This is a genomic window from Stenotrophomonas sp. 2YAF26, assembly GCF_052114625.1.
Taxonomy (GTDB): Bacteria; Pseudomonadota; Gammaproteobacteria; order Xanthomonadales; family Xanthomonadaceae; genus Stenotrophomonas; species Stenotrophomonas indicatrix.
In genome coordinates this window covers 291,260-312,943 of the sequence record NZ_JBFRFC010000002.1, presented here as the reverse complement: position 1 = coordinate 312,943, position 21,684 = coordinate 291,260, and the positions used below count along the sequence as shown (strand labels likewise).

Annotated in this window: 9 protein-coding genes; 5 read left to right on the top strand and 4 right to left on the bottom strand. The window is 65.3% G+C overall.

Going from position 1 to position 21,684, the window contains the following annotated elements; translation table 11 throughout:
- Positions 1 to 19: 19 nt before the first annotated feature.
- From AB4Y98_RS03705 to AB4Y98_RS03685, 5 genes are all read left to right on the top strand, one after another.
- A complete protein-coding gene (locus AB4Y98_RS03705) occupies positions 20 to 11,473 on the top strand; it encodes a hemagglutinin repeat-containing protein (protein WP_442243795.1) in 11,454 nt (3,817 codons plus the stop codon).
- Positions 11,474 to 11,532: 59 nt separating this feature from the next.
- The gene (locus AB4Y98_RS03700) at positions 11,533 to 12,108 is read left to right on the top strand and encodes a hypothetical protein (RefSeq protein WP_442243794.1); all 576 of its coding nucleotides are present in this window, start codon (positions 11,533 to 11,535) and stop codon (positions 12,106 to 12,108) included.
- 551 nt (positions 12,109 to 12,659) lie between these two features.
- Positions 12,660 to 14,882: a methyl-accepting chemotaxis protein gene (locus tag AB4Y98_RS03695; RefSeq protein WP_442243793.1), complete on the top strand. Its 2,223-nt coding sequence runs from the start codon at positions 12,660 to 12,662 to the stop codon at positions 14,880 to 14,882.
- 154 nt (positions 14,883 to 15,036) lie between these two features.
- Complete coding sequence (locus AB4Y98_RS03690) at positions 15,037 to 15,405, top strand: glycine zipper 2TM domain-containing protein (protein ID WP_025873797.1); 369 nt, start codon at positions 15,037 to 15,039, stop codon at positions 15,403 to 15,405.
- A gap of 219 nt (positions 15,406 to 15,624) precedes the next feature.
- Entirely contained in the window at positions 15,625 to 16,911 is a 1,287-nt protein-coding gene (locus AB4Y98_RS03685; protein ID WP_442243792.1) for a hypothetical protein, read from the top strand.
- A gap of 44 nt (positions 16,912 to 16,955) precedes the next feature.
- Here the strand turns inward: AB4Y98_RS03685 and AB4Y98_RS03680 are convergent, their stop codons facing one another.
- Genes AB4Y98_RS03680 through AB4Y98_RS03665 form a run of 4 tightly spaced genes read right to left on the bottom strand, consistent with a single transcriptional unit; the run spans position 16,956 to position 21,634 of the window.
- A complete protein-coding gene (locus AB4Y98_RS03680) occupies positions 16,956 to 18,083 on the bottom strand; it encodes an ABC transporter permease (RefSeq protein WP_442243791.1) in 1,128 nt (375 codons plus the stop codon).
- Positions 18,080 to 19,267, bottom strand: a complete 1,188-nt coding sequence (locus AB4Y98_RS03675; protein ID WP_353100652.1) for an ABC transporter permease — start codon at positions 19,265 to 19,267, stop codon at positions 18,080 to 18,082. Before AB4Y98_RS03675 ends, AB4Y98_RS03680 begins: the two co-directional genes overlap by 4 nt.
- Positions 19,252 to 20,265, bottom strand: coding sequence for an HlyD family secretion protein (locus AB4Y98_RS03670; protein WP_442243790.1), 1,014 nt, complete (start codon positions 20,263 to 20,265; stop codon positions 19,252 to 19,254). The genes AB4Y98_RS03675 and AB4Y98_RS03670 overlap by 16 nt, the downstream gene beginning before the upstream one ends.
- A complete protein-coding gene (locus tag AB4Y98_RS03665) occupies positions 20,258 to 21,634 on the bottom strand; it encodes a TolC family protein (RefSeq protein WP_442243789.1) in 1,377 nt (458 codons plus the stop codon). Before AB4Y98_RS03665 ends, AB4Y98_RS03670 begins: the two co-directional genes overlap by 8 nt.
- Positions 21,635 to 21,684: the final 50 nt, after the last annotated feature.

Below are 21,684 nucleotides of genomic sequence, written 5' to 3'. Positions count from 1 at the left end.
TGGCACAAGGATTCGTGAAATGAACAGCATCTATCGCCTGGTTTTCAATCGCGCGCTGCGCGTGTGGCAGGTCGCTTCGGAACTGGTGAAAGGCGGTGGCGGCCTGGTCGGCCAGGTCGCCGGCCGGCAGACGGCAGCCGTGTCGCCGCTCGGCTTCGCACTGATGTGCGCGTTGGGATGGGTCAGCCTGGCGCCATTGGCGCAGGCGCAGTCGGGTGGCCACATTGTGTCCGATCCCAACGCGCCCGGCCGTGAGCGCCCCACGGTGGTGACCGCGCCGAACGGTGTGCCGATGGTCAACATCACCACGCCGTCGGCCGGTGGTGTCTCACGCAACCGCTACTCGCAGTTCGATGTCGGCCGTGAGGGCGTGATCCTCAACAACGCGCGTGGCCAGGTGCAGACGCAGTTGGGCGGTTGGGTGCAGGGCAATCCATGGTTGGCCACCGGCAGCGCACGGGTCATCCTCAACGAGGTCAACGGCCCGGCCAGCCGACTCAATGGCTATGTGGAAGTGGCCGGACAGCGCGCCGAGGTCATCATCGCCAATCCGGCCGGTATCCAGGTCAACGGTGGTGGTTTCCTCAATGCCAGCCGCGTCACGCTCACCACCGGCACGCCGGTGTTCAGCGGCAGCGGTTCGCTGGAAGGTTATCGGGTCAGTGGTGGGGCAATCGAGGTCAACGGCGATGGCCTCGATGCCAGCCGCGCCGACTACACCGACCTGATCACCCGATCGCTGAAGGTCAACGCCGGCATCTGGGCCAACCAGCTGCAGGCGACCCTCGGCAACAACGTGGTCAGTGCCGACCACAGCCAGGTCAACGCTGCGGCGGCCAGCGGCGATGCGCCGACCTTTGCACTGGATGTGGGCGCGCTGGGTGGCATGTTCGCCAACAAGATCTGGCTGGTCGGCAATGAACACGGTGTGGGCGTGCGCAATGCCGGCAGCATCGGTGCCCAGGCCGGCGAACTCGTGGTCACGGTGGATGGCCGGCTGGAGAACACCGGCGCGCTGCAGTCACTGCAGAACGTGCGCGTGCACGCGAGCGGCGATCTGGCCAATGCCGGCACCATCGCTGCCACGCGTGAAGCTGCGATCACCTCCGGTGGCACGCTGGACAACAGTGGCGGCAAGCTCAATGCACAGCGCCTGCAGCTGCAGGCACAGGCCCTGCGCAACCATGGCGGCGCCATCGAGCAGACCGGCGTGCAGGCGTTGAGCCTCAACGCGGGCAGCGTGAGCAATCGCAGCGAAGGCCTGATCGGTGCGCTGGATGCGGTGGCGTCGGGCGGCTCCGGCGGTACCCCCAGCAGTGGCACCTCGCCGGGAAGCGGCGGAACGCCAGGTACCGGTGCGCCCGGAACCGGCACGCCCGGTACGGGTACTCCGGGTACACCGGGTACCGGCACTGGCGGCGGTACGCCGGTGACGCCGGCTGTTCCGTTGGCCGCAGGTGTGCTGGACATCGCCGGCACGCTCGACAACGACGGCGGCAGCATCAGCAACGGCGGTCGTGTTTCGCTGGTTGCGGGCAATGGTCTGGACAACAGCGGAGGCCGCCTTGGTGTGGCCTCGCTGCGCGCCACGGGCGATCTGAACAACGATGGCGGCACACTGCAGGTGCACGGTGACGCTGCGCTGCGGCTGGGCACGCTATCCAACCAGAAGGGCGCGCTGAGTGTGGCCGGTACGCTGCAGCTGCAGACACAGTCGCTGGACAACCGGGCAGGCGAGCTGCGCCATGCCGGCAGTGCCGAGTCGGCATGGACAGTGCAAGGCGCGTTCAACAACGAGGGCGGCCTGCTGGCGACCAATGCCGAGCGCCTGACGCTGGGGGCAGGTCGGGTCTTCAATGCCGGTGGCCGCATCGAGCATGCCGGTAACGGCGGCCTGTTGCTGACCACGGGCGACTGGACCGGTGCCGGCGGTCGCCTGAGCACGCTCGGTCGCCTGGACTGGACGGTGGGCAATGCGGACGTGCGCAATGGCACGCTCACCGCAGCGCAGTTCCAGATCGTCGCCGGCACGCTGGACAACCGCGGCGGCAGCCTGCTGTCGCTGGGCAACCAGGGCAGCATGCTGCGCGCCGGTACGCTGGACAACAGTGCCGGTGGCACCGTGGCCGGCAATGGCGAGCTGCACCTGACAGCGACCACGCTGGACAACAGCAAGGGCCTGCTGCAGCAGGCCGGCAACGGCGCGTTGCGTGTACACGCCGATACGCTGCGAGGCAGCGAAGGCCGCCTGCTCAGCAACGGCGACCTGTCGCTGACCGGTGGCCAGCTGGATGTGAGTGGCGGCATCACCTCGGCGCAGAGCGTGCAGATCCAGGCCGACGGCCTGCGCAACGCCGGTGGCCAGATCGTGTCGCTCGGCAATTCCGAGTTGGCGCTGGAGTTAGGTGGCACCTTCGACAACCAAGGCGGGCAGGTGCTTGGCAATGCGGGCCTGCGCATCGATGCGGGCCGCATCGACAACCAGAAGGGCACGCTGCAGTCGGCCGGTAGCCAGGGCGCGACACTGACCGTGCGCGACGATCTGGACAACAGCGCCGGTGCGATCTCTGGCAACGGCCAGTTGCAGCTGCACGTCGGCAGCCTGCTCAACCAGGGCGGCAAGGTGCTTGCGGCGGGCAGCGGCTTGTTGCAGGTGCAGGCCCGCGAACTGTTGGACAACAGCAACGGCGGCCGCCTGGCCGGCACGGGCGACGTGCTGCTGCAGGCGGCGCGGCTGGACAACCGCAGCGGTGCAATCGAGCACGCGGGCAGTGGCACGCTGCAGATCCGTGCCGATGCGCTGCAGGGCGCGGCGGGCCGGATTCTCAGCCAGTCGGCGCTGACGCTTGAGGGGGGCGAGCTGGTACTGGGTGCCGGCAGCACCACCCAGGCCGAGCGCATCGCGATCAATGCCGAGCGCCTGGACAACGCCGGCGGCAACCTCAGCGCCACCGGCAGCGACGCACTGCAGCTGCGCGTGGCGCAGGCCGTGGACAACAGCGGCGGCACGATTGCTGGCAACGGCGCGCTGGACGTGCAGGCCGGTGAACTGCTCAACCGCAAGGGCACGCTCAGTGCTGCCGGTGCAGCCGACAGCACGTTGCAGGTCAACGGTACGCTGGACAACCATGAAGGCACCATCGCCAGCAATGCCAACCGGCTGACCCTCACTGCCGCACAGCTGGACAATACCGCCGGTGCCATCCGCCAGGCCGGCAACCAGGGCCTGGATATCACCACGGCCCGCCTGGATGGAAGCAAGGGCACGCTGGTCTCTGCGGCGACGCTGACCCTGCGCGCGGATGAGGTAGACCATCGCGACGCAACGCTGGGGGCTGATCGCTTCGACCTCGAGGCCGGAACGCTGGACAACACCGGCGGCCGCATCATCGCAAGTGGCGAGGGTGCCAGCCGCATCCATGCCACCACGCTGGGCAATGCCGGCGGTACGCTGGCCAGCAATGGTGACCTGACGCTGCAGGCGCAGACGCTGGACAACAGCGCAGGCAAGATCCAGCACGCCGGCAGCGGCCAGTTGCAGGTGCTCGCACAGACCCTGCTGGGTGCGGGTGGCAGCGTGCTCAGCAATGGCACGTTGGTGCTGGAGGGCAAAACGCTTGACCTGTCGAAGGCGACCACCTCGGCGCGCCGCATCGACGTCACTGCCGACAGCCTGACCACCGCCGGCGGTGCGCTCACTGCCACCGGCGAAGAAGCGCTGCGCCTGCGGGTGCAGGGGCTGCTGGACAATCGCGGCGGGTCGCTGGCCAGCAATGGCGTGCTCGACGTTTCCGCGCGGCAGCTGATCAATGCGCAGGGCACCCTGCAGGGCGCCGGCAGCCGCCGTTCCACCCTGGCCATCGGCGAGGCACTGGAAAACCAGAGCGGGCGCATCCTGCTGGGTGGCGCGGGCACGATCAATGCCGCCAGCCTCGACAACCTCGGCGGTACTGTCCATGCCGGCGGCAGCGACCTGGTGCTGGGCATCGACGGTCGTCTCGACAATGGCAGCCAGGGCCTGCTGTCCAGCACTGGTTCGATGACGCTGGACGCTGCCAGCCTCGACAACCGGCACGGCACGGTGGTGGCAGGCAAGGACCTGCTGCTGACCACGGTTGCAGGCGTGGACAACAGCGATGGCGCGATGCAGGCCGGCGAGCTGCTGCAACTGAAGGCCACTGGCCTCGACAACCAACGCGGCACGCTGCTGGGGGGGCAGCTGACCGTCGATACCCGCGGCCAGCGGCTGGACAACAGCGCAGGTACGCTGGGTACGCAGAAGGGTGCGCTGACCGTGCACAGTGGCGCGCTGCTCAACCAGGGCGGCCGGGTGCAGTCGGCCGCCGATCTGCTGATCGATACCGCAGCGCAGACCATCGACAACCGGGACACCGCCAGCAGTGGTGGCCTGTTGGCGGCGGGCACACTGCAGCTGGACGCTGGTGCGCTGGACAACCGAGGTGGCACGCTGAACGCACAGGGCGATGCGCGGCTGGTGCTGGCCAGTGCCGACAACAGCGCCGGCGGTACGCTTGCCAGCGCGGCGGGCCTGTCGCTGCAGGCGACGACGCTGGCCAACGGCGCCGGGCGCGTGCAGGCCGGGCGCAATCTCGACCTGACCCTGAGCGGGCACCTGGACAACACTGCCGGCGCGATCGCCGCCGGCCAGTTGCTGACCCTCACCGCAGCCAGCGTCGACAACCGTAATACCCGCGGCGGCGATGGCACCCGCGGCCTGCAGGCAGGCCAGCTGCAGTTCGGAACGCAGTGGTTGGACAACAGCCAGGGACAGATCGTCACCGATGGCGGCGCGCGGTTGCAGGTCAACGGCCAGCTGCAGAACAACGGGGGTGTCATCACCACCGGCGGCAACCTCGACAGCAGTGCCGACAGCGTTGCCAACAGTGGCGGCCTGCTGCGGGCCGATGGCAGCCAGACCCTGGTGGCGCGCGCGCTCAGCGAGGACGGCCAGGTACACGCCCAGCGCGACTTGAGCCTGACCCTGCAGCAGGGCCTGAGCAACCGCGGTGAATGGGTGGCCAACGGCACGCTGGCCCTGCATCTGTCCGGCGACCTGGACAACCAGGGCGTACTGCGTGGCGGCAACCTCGATCTCAACGCGCAGAACATCACCAACGCGGCCAACGGCGAGATCTCCAGCGAAGGCATCACCCATCTCAATGCACGCGGCCAGCTGACCAATCGCGGCCTGATCGACGGCAAGGTGACCCACCTCGAAGCCGACGTGCTGGACAACCTTGGCACCGGCCGTATCTATGGCGACCACGTGGCGATCTCGGCCGGCGTGCTGAAGAACCATGCCGAGGATGCCAACGGTGCCACCCGCGTCGGCACCGTGGCCGCGCGCGAGCGCCTGGACCTGGGCGTGCGCGAACTGCAGAACACCGGCAAGGGCCTGATCTACAGCGGCGGCGATGCGGCCATCGGTGGATCGCTCGGGGCTGATCGCATTGCTGCGGGCACGGCCGGCAGGATCGACAACATCGGTTCGATCATTGATGTGAGCGGCAACCTGGCGATCGATGCGGGCGTGATCAACAACATCCGTGAGAACGTGGTCATCACCCAGACCACCACGGTGAACGCGCCGGTGCGCATGGATCGGCCGGCATGGTGGCGCAACGGCAAGAACGGCACCGAGAACATCCGCAGTACCAGCCACTACATCGCCCAGGAGGTCTATTACCTCAACCCGGCCGATATCCTGGAAGATACGCCGCACATCACCCCCGACGGCTTCACCGTACACCGGGCGGTGGTGCGCCTTACCGCGCAGACCAGCGCGTACTTCTTTGGACGTGGTGGCCTGTATGCCGCGCTGGGTGAGCGTTCGCGCCTCAACCTGCAGGATGGCACCGTGGTGCTGTACTACGTAGGGCGCCAGGACAACCAGGCCAACCCGGACCAGGCCGGCAGTGGCGCCGACGATCCCTTTGCCGAGCTGACCCATCTGCACCCGGATTCGCCGGCATTCCGCTATGTCGATGACAAGCTGACCTATTCACCGGCCTATGGCACCTGCACCACCAACTGTGTGCAGCTGTGGACCTACAAGGACTATGCCCCGGACCAGCACCTGACCAATCCGCGCGGTTCCGGCGGCAACAACGTCAGCAGCAACGAGCAGTACCGCATCGCCACGCAGACGGTGACCGAGGATGTTCTGGGGCCAGGCGTAGGCGCCGATGCGGTCATCCGCTCCGGTGGTGCAATGCGATTGCGTACCGATGATCTGCGCAATCACTACGGCAGCATTGCCGCCGGCGGCAATCTCGACATCGTTGGCCTGGGTGGCACCGCCAAGGTGGAGAACCTGGCTGCGACGCTGTATCGCACCCATGCTTTCAACAACGTGGGGCATACCTTCTCCGGCGACCTCGTCACCTGGAGCAACCCGGCGATCTCCGAAGTGACCGGGAAGATCGGCGGCAGCATCACCAGTGGCGGCACCCTGACCATCGACGTTGGCGATCTCAGCAACCTCAACCAGGGGCGCAACGCACCCAACGTGCAGGATGGCGCGGCAATGGCCAACCTCAACGTGCAGGGGCCGAAGACGCTGCCGGACGGCCCTGGCCATAACGGTGCGCAGGGACCGGGCCACAGCGTAGGGACGGGGGCGGAACGCGCGCTGGCGCAGGTGGCCGATGCCGCCGGCACGCAGCAGGGCGGCACGGTCGGGGGTATCGCCGGCAGTGGCGCCGCATCCGGGGCGCGCGTGGTCGCCGCCGCCGGCGGCTCGCCGGACCGCATTGCGATGGGCGCGCCGGACACCCGTGCACCCACGGCCAGCCTATTCAACGTCAACCGCAACGGCGGCAACTATCTGGTTGAAACCGATCCGCGCTTCACCGACCACAAGACGTGGCTGAGCTCGGACCATCTGCTGGGGCAGATGGGCTACTCGCCCGATACCGTGCAGAAGCGGCTGGGTGACGGCTACTACGAACAGAAGCTGGTGCGCGAGCAGATCGGCGAGCTGACCGGCCGCCGCTTCCTTGACGGTTACGCCAGCGATGAGGCGCAGTACCGCGCGCTGCTGGAAGCCGGCGCTACCGTAGCCAGCGAATGGGGCCTGCGCCCGGGCGTGGCGCTGACCGAGGCGCAGATGGCGCAGCTGACCAGTGACATTGTCTGGCTCGTCGAGCAGACCGTGACCCTGGCCGACGGCAGTACCACCACCGCACTGGTGCCGCAGGTCTACCTGCGCCTGCGCCCGGGTGACCTGGATGGGCAGGGCGCACTGCTGGCCGGTGCCAATGTCGATATCAAACTGGCCAATGGCCTGGTCAACACCGGTGACATCGCTGGCCGCAAACTGGTGACCATCGATGCCGGCAACATCGAACACCTGGGCGGCAGCATCTCCGGCCAATACGTCGGGTTGGCGTCGGACAAGGACATCCGCATTGCCGGTGCATCCGTGACGGCGACCGATGCGCTGTCGGTGCAGGCGGCGGGCAATATCACGGTGGCCTCCACGGTGGAAACACAGCGGGGCGGTGGTACCTACCAATACGAGACCAACCGCATCGATCGCGTCGCCGGCCTGTATGTGACCAACCCCAGCGGCGACGGCATGTTGTCGGTGGTTGCGGGCGGTGACATCAGCCTGCAGGCCGCGCAGATCCGCAATGCCGGCAAGGATGGTTCCACCCAGTTGGCTGCCGGTGGCAATCTGGATCTGGGTGCGCAGACCCTGAGCCGAAGCACCGACAGCACCTTTGACAACCGCAACCACACCCGCACCAGCCAGACGACCCATGCGATGACCTCCATCGAGGGTGCGGGCGACGTAGTGCTGGTCGCCGGCAAGGACATCAACCTAGCTGCGACCCAGGTGAAGGCTGGTGGCGACATGGCGTTGCAGGCGGGTGGTGACATCAACAGCCACGCGCTGGTGGACAGCGAGAGCCGGGATTTCGCCGGCGCCGGCAAACGCAGCTCGCTGCAGACACGCCAGAGTGATGAAACGGTGCGCGGGAGCCAGCTGCAGGCGGGGGGAGATATCGCGCTGAGTGCAGGGCGCGACGTCACTCTGATCGCAGCAAGTGCCAGGAGCGATAAAGGCACGATCATCATCGGCGCGGAGCGGGACGTAAACCTGCTTGGCGCCAAGGAATCGCATGCGTGGGAAAGAGACGCGCAGAGCAAGAAGCGTGGGCTGACATCAAGCACACGAACAGCGACGCATGACGCCACGCAGGATGTGCTGGCAGTTGGCACCACGCTCTCTGCAGAGAAAGTCACCGTTGGATCCGGTCGCGACATCCTGGCAGAGGGCGCCAAGGTGGCCGCAACCGGCGATGTAGTGATGGCGGCCAAAGGAAGTCTCAGCATTGTCGCGGCGGAGTCCACACATTCCGAGCAACACAGCAGCGACCGCAAAAAGTCCGGGCTGTTGAGTGGAATGAATGGAAGCATCGGAGTGACCTTTGGCAGTCGAAGCAGCGGCAACAGTACCTCGCTGACTGAAACCGTCGCCGAGGGCAGCCTCATCGGCAGTGCACTTGGCAGTGTGACCTTGTCTGCAGGTGAAACGCTTCATCTGGGCGGGTCTGACGTTCTCTCCAGAACGGGGACGACGATGCTCGGCAAGGACGTCCTCATCGATGCTGCCGAGCAGCAGACGAGATATACAGACAACAGCTACTTCCGCCAGTCCGGCTTGAATGTTGCGTTGGGTGGCGCGAGCGTTGATACGGTGCAGAGCGCAAGGGCGGTCTATGCGACCGCCAAGAGAGCAGGTGACGTCGAAGACGATCGTCTGAAAGCCCTCTATGCGTACAAGGCGGCGCAGGGAGCGATAGCCGTCGCCGAAGCGGCCGGCCAGCAGTCGGGCAACGGCGAGGGCGGTGCCGGCCTGAATGTCAGAGTGACGGTTGGCAGCCAGCGGTCGCGCTCCGAAAGCGTGATGGAGCAGACGACGCATCGGGGCAGCCTGCTGAAGAGCGACGGCGACGTGGTTGTTGCTGCGACCGGCGGTGACCTGACGATCGTCGGTAGCCAGGTCTCCGGCCGCAATGTTGATCTGGCTGCAGTCAATGACCTGATCATCCGCAGCAGTGAAGATCGTTACTCCCAAGAGAGTCGAAACCAGTCACTGGGCGGGGAGGTGGGCGTTGCTATCAGCGGCAGCAGTGGCGGTGGCGCTGCCATCGGTGTCTACGTAGGCGCGAATGCTGCGCGCGGTAAAGCGGACGGCGAGGGCACTCTTCACAACGAGAGCGTCATCCAGGCCGGCGACAGGTTGACGTTCACCAGTGGCGGCAACACCACCTTGCAAGGCGCACAGCTGCTGGCCGATCAAGTCGTCGGACGTGTGGCCGGCGATTTGACGTTGCGCAGCGAGCAGGACACAGACCGTTACAAGACAGAGCAGTTGGCCGCGAAGGGCGAGGCGACGATCGGCTACGGCTTTGAGGGCAGTGCCAGCGGTAGTGCCAGCATGATCGACAGCGACTATCGCAGTGTTCGCGAACAGACGGGAATCGCAGCGGGTAGCGGTGGATTCCAGCTGCAGGTGGGCGGCAATACCCACCTCGCTGGTGCTGTGATCGCCAGCACGGGTGATCCGTCGAAAAACCTGCTCTCCACGGGCAGTCTGACTGTTGAGGAACTCAAGAATCGAGCCGAGTTTCTTTCTGCTTCGGTAAGCGGAGGCACCAGCGGCGGTGGCAACCCCTCCGATGGCCTGTCCTTCGATCCGTCGCTGGCCCCAGGCTTGCCAACCGGTGACAGCAAGAGTTCCACCACCCGTAGCGGTCTGGCCGAGGGTACGGTTGAGATCCGGAATGGCGACCTTTCCGCATTGGAGGGTGTGCAGCGTGGTGTGACCGGGTTGGATGGTGCCAACGGATTCTCACCGATCTTCGACGAAAAGAAAGTGCAGGAGCGGCAGGAACTGACCCAGATGTTGGGGCAGATTGGATTCCTGGCTGCCGGCAATCTGGCAGAGCGCAAGCGCGCGCAGGCTTCCGCCGATCTTGAGATCGCGCGAGCCAACGGCGATGCCGAGTCCGAAGCCGATGCTCTTCGCCGCATCGACCAATGGGGTGAAGGTGGGCGCAACAAGGTGCTGCTGCATGGCCTGACTGGCGCAGCCGTAGCGGCCCTCAGTGGCGGGGATCTCAGCAATGCGGCCACCGGAGCGGCCGGATCAGAGCTGGCCAAGGGGGCGATGATTCGCTTCCTGACTGGGCAGGGACTGAATCCAGACAGCGGTGAGTTCAACAGTCTGATTGAGATCGCCAGCGCTGCCCTGGGTGGCGTGATAGGTGGCAGTGATGGTGCAACGACCGCGTTGCTGGGAGACCGGTTCAATCGTCAGTTGCATCCCGATGAGGTGGTGTGGATCAACACGCACGCGGCAGCGTTCGCCAAGCAGGAGGGCATCAGCGAGGCGGAGGCGATTCGCCGGCTCACAGTGGAAGGGGCTGCGCGGGTTGATGCAAAAATAAACAACATCGTGGGCAACGAGAATGTGGATGCCGCAGCCACCGCGTTCCTGAGCACCATGGGCGGGAAGTACGGGTTCGGCGCGACGGAAGCTGAGTACAACAACTTCAGTCTCTACGGGAAGGAGTTGCTCAAGGACGACTCGCTGTACAGGCAGGTCTTCAATTCTCTGCTCGGCTCGGGTGTCCACAGAGATGATTTGAACCTTCCCTATTTCGGTCTGAACAGCCTGCGCGCTACGATGGTGCGCGGTCGCGATGGCCAGATGATGCTGGAAAACTTCAGTGGCGATGTTGGGGCTGCCGGCAGTCTGATTGCCAGCGTATCGCGCGGTGATGGCAACGGTGCCGCAATTACCGCCGCAACGTTCTTGATTCCGATACGTATGCCGGGAGCAAAGATCGTTGGTGAGGTGGGCGTGGAGATCGCAGGATCTGCCACGAGAGAGGCTGGGCGCCGATCGAACGAGATCCTCAAGTCAGTGGAGACCGCGACCGCTGACACGGTCCTGAAGCGGGGTGGTGCGGCGTCGGAGGTGCCGGCTCGATCACTGGACCAGCTGCTTCCCGATGGGAAAGTTCCCAGTGTTCGAAATGGAGAATTCAACCGTTGGTTCGACGAGCTTTCTTCGAAGGAACTGGAAGTGCTTTGGGAGAACAAGAGGACCCGAGACGCGATCGAAGCCCGCATACGTCAACCCGGTGGGTTGCACGAATGGTGCATGGTCTGTCGAGCCCCTGATTTCAAGGGGTGGGGTGTTTCGATGGATGAGATCAAGAGGTTCAGAACCAAGACGAAAGATCTGAAATGGACCAATCCTGCTGATGGAAAGCCGGGCGGTCATGGTGGTCACGGCTCCGGTACTTTCCACAACGAGCTGGGCCGGATAATTGACGAAAGCAAGTCGCTCGAAGAATTCAATTCGGGTATTATAATTCTGAGGGATCGCTGGAAGATTGATCCCGCCCTGCTTCCGCCGCTCCCAAAATCTTGAGGGATATAGATGTGAGGACTCTTCTGTCCGATTGGTGTGCGTTCTGTGAAGGGTCGGCTGTGTTTGATAAGTCCCATTTTTTGGGGTTGTTGAAAGAGCACGGAACCGATGTCGAGCTCCGGAAGATATTTGGTTATTTTCCATCTTCGTTGGATTTGCATGCGAAGGCTGTCAAGGTTATTTCTTCCGGTAGCCTGGACGGTTCGTTGTACCTGCGTCCGCGATTCTCAACGTCACGCGAAGAGATTGTCAGGCTTGGAAGTGAGTGGCTGAGGGGGCAGGAGGAGATATGCGGAAAGATAGGTGATGTTGAGATTGAAGGAATCTGCAGGCGCGCGAAGGTGGTTTTTGCTGCCGAGAGTGATCTGGATTCCGCGCTTCAGCGTGATATTCCTCATCACTGGCTGTTCGATGGAATTGGTGATTCGCTGAGGGCGAGCAGGATATCCGAGTCTGATCAGGTGTATGCGTTGCTTGAGGCGCTTTATGGGTTGGCTGCCGACTATTATTTGGCATGGTATATCGGTGGCTCCTTGTTTGAGTTGGATGTGGATTTCGGTCCTTATTTTGAATTCTGGCGCGTGGGTGGGCGGTGCGCATTGACTGAGACGGAGTTTCTGATTTCCAATCAGTAACTGGTTGCCGCGCATGCATTCATTTCTGCTGCCGCTCGCTGCCCGGTAGTGTGCTGGTGAAGGCGCCTGCAGCGCGTGTGCATGGCCACCACGGAGGGCAACATCAGCCTGACCGCAACCAACATCGCGGCCGAGAACGATGTCAGCATCCGCGGTGTCCTGGGCAAGGCCCACGTCGACCACTTCCGCGAGCACGCGTGACCCTGTCTGCATGATCGAACCGAACCTGATTCCGTGCGGATGCGTTGTCGATGCAGGTGTCATGAAGCCGTGAACCCTCGACGAAGCACAGCAGGAGGTTCTGCTGCAGGGCATCGGACAGACTGACGTTACCGTTGAGGGGAGCAGGGCTTCTTCTCGATGCGGGCGGTCATTGGCCTGGATGGATAATATTGAGGATTACCCTGCCTGCGAGGCGTTCGGGCCCGATATATATATCAAAGAGTGTTTGAACGGATTCACTTTGATGAGGATTCGAAGCGTAAAACTTCCTTAAAGTTTCCCCCCGTCGAGCCGCCATCGAAAGTAGGGCCACAATCAAGGGAATTGAGATGCTTGCCTTACGCAACCTCCGTGTAGGATCCCGGCTTTCTGCCGGCTTCGGTCTGCTGTTGCTGTTCATCCTGGCCATTGTCGGCCTGGTGTTGTATGGAAACCATCTGAAGTCCGCCCAGTTCGAGAAAGTGGTGGGCGTGAACATGGTCAAGATGCGGTTGTTGAACGACATGCTCGATACCAACAACGCGGTGCTGATGCATCGTCGCCTGATGGTGATCAAGCGCGGCGAGGAGTTCGACAAGGATTACCAGCGGGCGCAAGAACTGAGCCGCACCTACGACGGTATCTGGGACAAGTACGTCAAGATTCCCCGCGATGCCACCGGCGATACGCTGGTGGCGCAGATCGCGGCGGCGCGCAAGGCGACCGACGTCTCCACTCAACAATTGCACGAGCGGATGAAGGCGGGCGACTACGACGGTGCAGCTACCGAGCTGCTGGCCGAGCACGGTCTGGCCACCGCCTGGAATGGAGCGATCTCCAGCCTGCTGCGGCACCAGGAGACCCTGACCGAACGCAGCCGTGAGGAATACCGCGCCACGGAAGCGTGGACGGGAACCCTGTCCATCGCCTTCGGTGTGCTCAGCCTGATTCTCGGCGCACTGGCCGCGTGGGCGATCACCCGCAGCCTGACCCGCCCCTTGGCGGGTGCGGTGAAGCTGGCCGATGGCATCGCCAACGGTCGCTTGGACAACGTCATCGATGCTTCGGGCAATGACGAGGTGACCCAGTTGCTGAAGTCCATGCAGCGCATGCAGGGGCAGCTGCAGGCGGTGATGGCCGCGCAGGGCGAGATGGCGCGGCAGCATGATGATGGAAGCCTGGGTTATCGCATGGACGAGAGCGCCTTCCCCGGCGACTACGGGCGCATGGTGCATGACACCAACGCGCTGGTGGGCTCGCACGTGCAGGTGCAGAACCGCTTGATCGAGGTGATGAAGCACTACGCGCGCGGCGACCTGTCGGTGGACATGGATCGTCTGCCGGGCGAGAAGGCGGCGATCACCCAGGCCATGGACGAGACCAAATCGAGTCTGTCGGCCATCAACGGCGAGATCCGCCGGCTGGCCACAGCCGCGGCCGCGGGCGACTTCAGCCTGCGCGGTGACGAAGCACGCTTCGAGCATGATTTCGGCGAGATGGTGACCGGCCTCAACCGGTTGATGCAGACCACCGATGAGAACCTGGTGCAGGTGTCGAGCCTGCTGCAGGCGATCTCGCGCGGAGACCTGACCGTACGCATGCAGGGCGACTTCCACGGTGTGTTCGCCCGCATGCGCGACGACTGCAACGCGACCGTCGAGCAGCTGACCCAGATCGTCGGCCGTATCCAGGCCAGTGCATCCAGCATCAATCTGGCAGCGGGGGAGATTGCCTCGGGTAATACCGATCTGTCGCGGCGTACCGAGCAGCAGGCGGCCAACCTGGAAGAGACGGCAGCGTCGATGGAGGAGCTGACCTCCACGGTGAAGCAGAACGCCGAACACGCGCGCCAGGCCAACCAGCTGGCGATCGGTGCACATGGGGTGGCCTCGCAGGGCGGCGAGGTGGTCGGCCAGGTGGTGACCACTATGAGTGCGATCGAAGCGTCGTCGAAGAAGATCGCCGAGATCATCAGCGTGATCGATGGCATCGCCTTCCAGACCAACATCCTGGCGCTCAACGCCGCCGTGGAAGCTGCGCGTGCGGGTGAGCAGGGCAGGGGTTTTGCTGTGGTGGCCAGCGAGGTGCGCACCTTGGCACAGCGCTCGGCGGGTGCGGCCAAGGAGATCAAGGGCCTGATCGAAGAGTCGGTGGGCAAGGTATCCGACGGCTCGGCGCTGGTACGTCAGGCCGGCACCACGATGGGCGAGATCGTCGCGTCGGTTCAGCGGGTGACCGACATCATGGCCGAGATCTCGGCGGCCTCGCAGGAGCAGAGTTCCGGCATCGAGCAGGTCAACCAGACCGTGATGCAGATGGACGAAACCACCCAGCAGAATGCTGCGCTGGTGGAAGAGGCCAGCGCTGCAGCACGTTCGATGGAGGAGCAGGCCAACCTGCTGGCCGAGGCGGTATCGGTGTTCCGCACCGGGGCTTCGGTGGCGGCGGCAGCAGTCCGTCCGATGTTGGCAGCGGTCGCTGCAAGCGTGCCGCCGGTGCGTCGCGTGACCGGCGTGCCGCCGCGCATCGCGCCCTCGCTCGCGGCCAACACGGGTGGGTGGGAAGAGTTCTAAGCCGGGTGGGAGACGGCGCCCATCGCGATGCTGGTCGCGATGGGCGCATTTTTGTTTCCTGAATCGATGATGGCCGCTCAACCTTCGGAGACGTGGATTTCACCTGCAGTTGCCACCGGCAGGCTGACACTTGCGTCATACCGGAGCACAGGAGATGGCCATGAAGACCTCGACCCGATTGATGGTGCTGGGCACCCTGCTGGCGGCCTCGTCCGTCGCTGGCGCACAGAATTACGGCCCGCGTGATGAAGGGCGCAAGTTCAACGATGGCAGCCGCGTGGTCTGCAAGAACGTGGAAGTGCAGCGCAATACCCGCGATCCCAACCGCATCACCGGTACCGCCACCGGCGCCGTGGTCGGTGGCCTGCTGGGCAACCAGGTAGGCGGCGGCAACGGCAAGAAGCTGGCAACTGTTGCCGGTGCCGTGGCGGGCGGCGCAGCCGGCCGGCAGATCCAGGGCAACCATCAGCAGAAGACTGGTGATCGCGTGGTCGAGCGCCGTTGTGAGCGCGTCTACCGCTGATCCCCCATGCGATGACCCCTTCCACACTGCTGTACCCCGAACGCCGGCCCTGTGCCGGCGTTCTTCGTTTCCGGTCCCGTTCCGTGAAGCGGGGTGGATGCCTATACTGCGCCGACCTCCAGGGATGAATCGCCAGTGAACGAGTCGAGTGCTGTAGACCGTCGGGAACCGTCCGATGTTGCCGATGCAGTGCCTCGCACGACAGCCAGCTACTCCCGCGTGCGCGACCGCACCGACGAGCTGGAGCTGTTCATTTCCGGCCTGCTTGCCTTCGCGCTGCTGGCCGTGCCGGGTTACCTGTTCGATGCCTGGGCGCGCAGCAGCCTGCATACCGAAGGGGTCTATTTCCAGGCGCTGTGGTTCGCCTTCAGCATCGGCGTCGGCATGTGCTACGTGCTGGCGGTGGCCTTGATCATCCACCTGGCGGTGCGCGGCTACTGGATCGGCCTGATCGGCCTGAAATCGCACTTCCCCAAAGGCATCGACTGGGATCGGTTGACGATGCTGGGGCCGTTCTCGCGTGCGTTCCTGAAGCAGCGCGACGGTGGGCTCGACGGCACCATCGAACGCGCAGACCGGCTTGCCACCATGCTGTTCTCGACCACGCTGCTGTGCGTGCAGACTTTGGCCGGCACCTTGGTGGTGGCCACTGTCTCGCTGGGCGTGGCGATGGCCATCGGTGCCGCCTTCGGTGATGTCGATCGCATCACGCTGGCGATCGTTGCGGTGCTGATGATCTTCCTGCTCGGGCTGGCGATGGTGCCGATGCTGCTGGAGAAGTCGATTGCGCGGCGCCACGCGCGGGGCCTGGACACCACACGGCAGGAGAAGCGGCTGCAGTCGGTGCTGGCTGGCCTGCAGCGGGTGCCGATGCTGCGCCTGCTGCAGACCATGCAGTGGACCCTGCAGAGCAACCTGCGCAGTCGCTCGTTCACCGTGATCTATATATCGGCGGTCATGCTGGCGATGATGCTCGCCGCCCTGCAGGTGTACGGCTCGTTGAAGTTCTCGCTGTTCAACCGCTACAGCGTGATGACCGAAGAAGCGGTGGACCATGGCATGCTGGGCGCGCACTACGAATCGCTGCGCTCGGCGCACGACCAGCTGCTGCCCTATCCGATGATTCCGGCCGATACCATCAGTGCATCGCGGTTGCGGCTGTTCATTCCGCACCGTCCGCAGCGTGACAATCCGGTAGCACGGCAGCGCTGTGCCGGTGGTGCCCGCAACGAAGCGCAGGGTGCACAGGCGGCGACAGCGGCGGTGAACTGCATGGCACTGCTGTGGACGGTGCAGCTCGATGGCGGCAAGGTCGACCTGCATGATTTCGTGCCGATGGAGCGCCGCGACCTGGACATGCGCGGACTGGTGGGCTACTTGCCGATGGCGGACCTGAAACCGGGCCGGCATGACCTGCGACTGGTCTGGAACGCCGACGGCGGCGAACGTGGGCCCAGCCGCCGTCGCGAATACAGCATCCCGTTCTGGTACGCACCGGAACCGTAAAAAGGGACGGAGGGGATCAAGTCGGTTTCTCCCCTTCGCGCCGATTACGACTTGATCCCCTCCGTCCCCTTTTTGCTGTGCAGGCGCCAGAGGGCGAGGGCGCTGTACAGCACCAGCAGGGCGGTCAGGGTGATCAGCTCGTGGCTGACCTCAGCCAGGCTGGCGTCCATCTGGTTCAGGCGCACCATCAGGTTGATGCCGGAAGTGGTGGGCAACAGTTGCGCCAGCCACACCAGTGGGCGCGGGGTCATCACCGCCGGCCAGGACAGGCTGGCCAGGAAGAACAGCGGGATCGAGGTGGCGATGATGTACTGGAAGGCGCGCTCGCGGGTGCGGAAGAAGCTGCCGACGAACAGGCCGAAGGCTACCGTCGCAGCGATGAACAGCGTACCGCCCAGCAGTTGCCCGAGTGGGTTGCCGCCACGCGGATAGTCCTGCACCCAGGCGGTGAAGCCGGCGTACCAGAACAGCCCGAACAGCCCGATCAGGCCGAAGCCGAGGGCCATGCCGGTCAGGGTGGGTAGGTCGAACTGCAGGCGCCGGCCCAGCACCAGGCGGCGACCGCCGAGCAGCACGCCGATGCCCATCAGCAGCGTCTGGTGCACGATCAGTTCGGCCACGCCGGGCACGATCGCGCTGCCATAGCCTTCCTGCGTATTGAACAGCGGCCGCTGCACGAGGGTGACTGGTGGTGCCTGAGGCGCGCCCATGAACGCGGCCTGGGTGACCGCTGCTTCGCGGCCGAACGCACCCAGTGCATCTGCCACGCTGCCCAGCACCCAGCTGGCGCGGCCGAGATAGGCGCCATTGCCGAGCAGTACCAGCTTGGCCGGATGGCCACGCAGGATGTCGCGTTCCAGGTTGGCCGGGATAAGCACGATGCCTTCGGCATGGCCGGTTTCCAGCTGTGCGCGCGCTTCCTGCAGGTCGGCCGGTTGCCCGACCACATGGGCCACGCGCAGCGAATCGAGCTTGCGCAGCAGTTCGCGGCTGGTCGCGCTGTGGTCTTCATCGACCACCAGCACGGGCAGGTTGCCGGCCACCTGGTGGCGATAGGCGGCGGGGTAGAAGAACGAGTACAGGATCACCGCGCCGACCATCACCACGATCGCATAGCGGTCGCAGAGCACGGCCAACAGAGTCTGTCGCAGGCTGTGCCAGATCCTGCTCATGCGCCGGCCCCGGCGGGTTGCGCGGCCTGCGGCGTGCGTGCGAACGCCAGCAGGCGCCAGCCGCCGATGCCGCCGGCGACCACGATCATCAGCAGCAGCGTGGCCAGCGGCCACAGCGAAACCACGAGTGGCGAGCCGATGAACTGCTGCTGGGTCTGCAGCTTGATGTAGGCGCTGAGTGGCAGCAGCAGGTGCCAGACGCGGGTGAACAACGGCGCGTCGATCACCGGGAACGTGGCGCTGGAAAAGGCCAGCGCGGTGCCGATGCTCAGGCCCACTGCGGACAGGGCGGTGCCCATGTCGCGGGTGACGCCGACGAAGAACAGTGCATAGGCCGCGGTGGCCAGGTAGAACAGCGGCTGTGCGAGCAGCAGCAGAACCACATTGCCCGCGATGCCGTCGCCGCGCAGCCAGGCAAGGTAAGCCGCGCCCAGCGCGCCGTATAACGAAAACAGCAGGACATAGGGCAGCACCTTGCCGGCAATGGCCGACCACGGCGCGTGGCCCAGCCAGGCGGGCAGGGTGCCGTCGCGGATCTCGCGGCCGAGGCTGCCGGCCACCGCCAGCGCGAGTACCAGCGACAGCACCGCCGGGAAGATCAGCGGCAGCAGGAACAGCTCGTAGCTGCGCGCCGGATTGAACAGGATGTCCGACTGCACCGCTATGGGCGCGGCACGCAGCTTGCCCGGCCCGACCTGCAGGCCGATGCGTTCGCGCAGCAGGCGCGCATTCCATGCCGATACCGCATCGCCGATATCACGCGCGGCGGACTGGCCGGTGGTCATGTAGGTGGCGTTGTAATAGGAAAACACGGTGCCTTGCTGGCCGCGCAACGCCTGGCGGGTCACATCGCGCGGTACCAGCACCACCGCGAACACTTCCAGCCGGCGCAACTGCGCGCGTGCCTCATCCATGCCTGCCGGTTGGCTGGCGATGCGCACACCAGGGCTGGCATCCAGCATGCGCAGCAGCAGGCGGCTGTCGCTGCTGTGGTCCAGGTCGACCACGGCAATCGGCACATCGCGCATCACCGATGCGGAGAACATCCAGGCCATCACCACCAGCATCAACAGCGGCAGCACGGTGACCAGCGCAAGGTCTGCACGGTTGCTGCGCAACCGGCGCAGTTCGCGCTGCCATGAGCCGCCGAAGCCGCCGCGGTCGGTATTCAGTGCTGCGGCCATGCGAACAGCACGCTCATGCCGGGGCGGAAGCCCTCGATGCGGCGTACCGGGCGCACCCGCACTTCAAAGCTGCGCACGTCATAGCCCGATGACTGACGGGTGGTGCGCCAGGTGGCGTAGTCGCCCGCGGGATTGATGAAATAGACCTCGAACTCGCCGTCCTTGCCGAGCGCCGGCACGCTGCCACGCAGCTTGCTGCCGACCTTCAGGCCCTGCATCTGCGATTCGCGCAGGTTCATCGAGACCCACATGCGGTCGATATCGACCAGGGTGAACACCGGGTAGCCGGCCGGGACCAGTTCGCCCGGGTCGGCCATGCGCTTGTTGATCTCACCGGCCACCGGTGCGCGACCTTCCACTTCAACGCGTGCGGCGTTGACTTCCGCCACCGCGCCCTGTGCCTGCTGCACCTGCCCCTGTGCGGCACGCTTGTCCTGCTCGCGCGCACCGGCCAACGCCATGTCGTACTGGGCGCGGGCGGCGCGGGCCAGCTCGCGTGAGCTGGTGGCCTGTGCAGCCGCTTCGTCGCGCTTCTGGCGTGTCATCACCCCTTCGTTGAACAGGTTCTGCACGCGCCGGTAGGTGGCTTCGGCGAGGGTGGCACCGGCTTCGGCGCGCTTCCAATTGGCTTCGGCCGCGCGGATGTCTTCGCTGCGTGCGCCGTCGTTGGCCTTGTCGGCCACCGCCTGCGCCGCGGCCAGCGCGCCGTGCGCCTGCTGTTCCTTGGCCGCCACTTCGGGGCTGTCGAGCAGGAACAGCACCTGCCCAGCCTGCACGCGATCACCCTCGCGCACCTTCAGTTCGGCCACGCGCGCGGTGATCTTGGCCGACACGTTGAGGGTGTCGGCGTCGGCCATGCCCTGGATCTGGTCGGCGGGGCTGCGCCAGGCCAGCCACAGGCCCAACACCACCGCTACCAGCAGCACCACCAGCAGAATCGGCCCCAGCCGGCGCTTGCCCGGGGGCGTCGTTGCTTCGTCGTGCAACACATCATTCATGATCGATCACCTCGTCTGCACGCCGCCGATGGTCTTCGAAGCGGTCCATCTGTCCACTCACCTCAAGCAACTGGGCCAAGGCGATATCGTATTGGTAGGCCGCCTGCGCACGTTCGACGCGGGCGCCGCCGAGGCCGAGCCGCGCATCGATCACGTCGAGCGAGGTGGCCTGGCCTTCGCGGAAGGCCAGCTCCTGCAGGCGCAGGTTCTCGTCGGCCTGGGCGATGCTGCTGTCCAGCAGCACGAACTGCTGGCGAGCGGTTTCCAGCTCGTTCCAGGCCTTGCGCACACCCAGTGCCACCTGGTTCTCGGCCTCGCGCAGGCCGGCCTCGGCCTGCTCCTGCTGCGCGCGCGCAGCGCTGATCTGTGCCGGCCGTGAGTTCGGCGACAGGAAGGTGTACTTCAAGCCGATACCAAACGCCCAGTCCGGATCGGTCAGCATTTCGTCGCGGCGCCGGAAGTCGTACTGGCCGAACAGGAATACCGTTGGCTTGAGCTTGGCCTGCTGCACGCGCACGCCCTGTTCGGCCTGCGCGACGATCGCCCGCAGGCGCGCGATCTGTGGCTGCCGTGCCTGCGCGGTGCGCTCGAAGGTGGTGACCGGTTCCAGCGGGGTGCGCTGCACGAACAGCGGCGACAACGGCTGCACATCACCGCCACTGCGCAGCAGGGTGGCCAGAGCAGCCTTCAGCGTGGCCAGATCATTGAGCGTCTTCTGGTATTCGCGCTCGGCCTTGTCGCGGGCGACGGTGGCCTGCAGGCGCTGTGCGCGGGTGGCGAAGCCTTCGCGTTCCAGTTTCTCCGCATCGGACAGGTGGCGGCTCAAACCATCGCGCACATCGCGGCGCACGACTACGGCCTGTTCTGCCAGGCGCTGGCCGAAGTAGGCCTGGGCCAGCTGCACGGTCAGTGACTGTCGCTGCGCTTCGCGCTCGGCGCTGGCCTGTTCGCTGGCCGCGCCGGCAGCACGCTGCGCGGCGGGAATCAGGCCGCCGGTGTACAGCGGCAGCACTGCGGTGACCACCGGCCGCGTGCGCCAATCGCGTTCGGTGAACGACAGCGGCGAGTCGATGCCATAGGCCTCGGCCACCGGTGCCAGTGAGCCCAGCGGCAGGGTCAGTGTCTTCTGGAACTGCAGGCGGCGCACTTCGCCGGTGATCTCCGGCAGGCGCAGCAGGCGGGTGGCTTCCTGCAGCTCTTCCTTGTTGCGCACGCCGGCATCAGCAGCGGCCAGCGCGTCGGAGACCTGTTCCAGACGCTGCCGCGCCTGTTCCCATTCCAGTGCGGGAGGCGCGCTGGTCTGCGCCGCTGCAGCCAGCGGCAGGCTGGCCAGCAAGGCCAGGCCGGCAGCGCCGAGCGCGCGATGCATCCTTGTCCGTGGGCAGCTCAGGCGCATGCCGTTCCTGTAGTGAAGAAGTG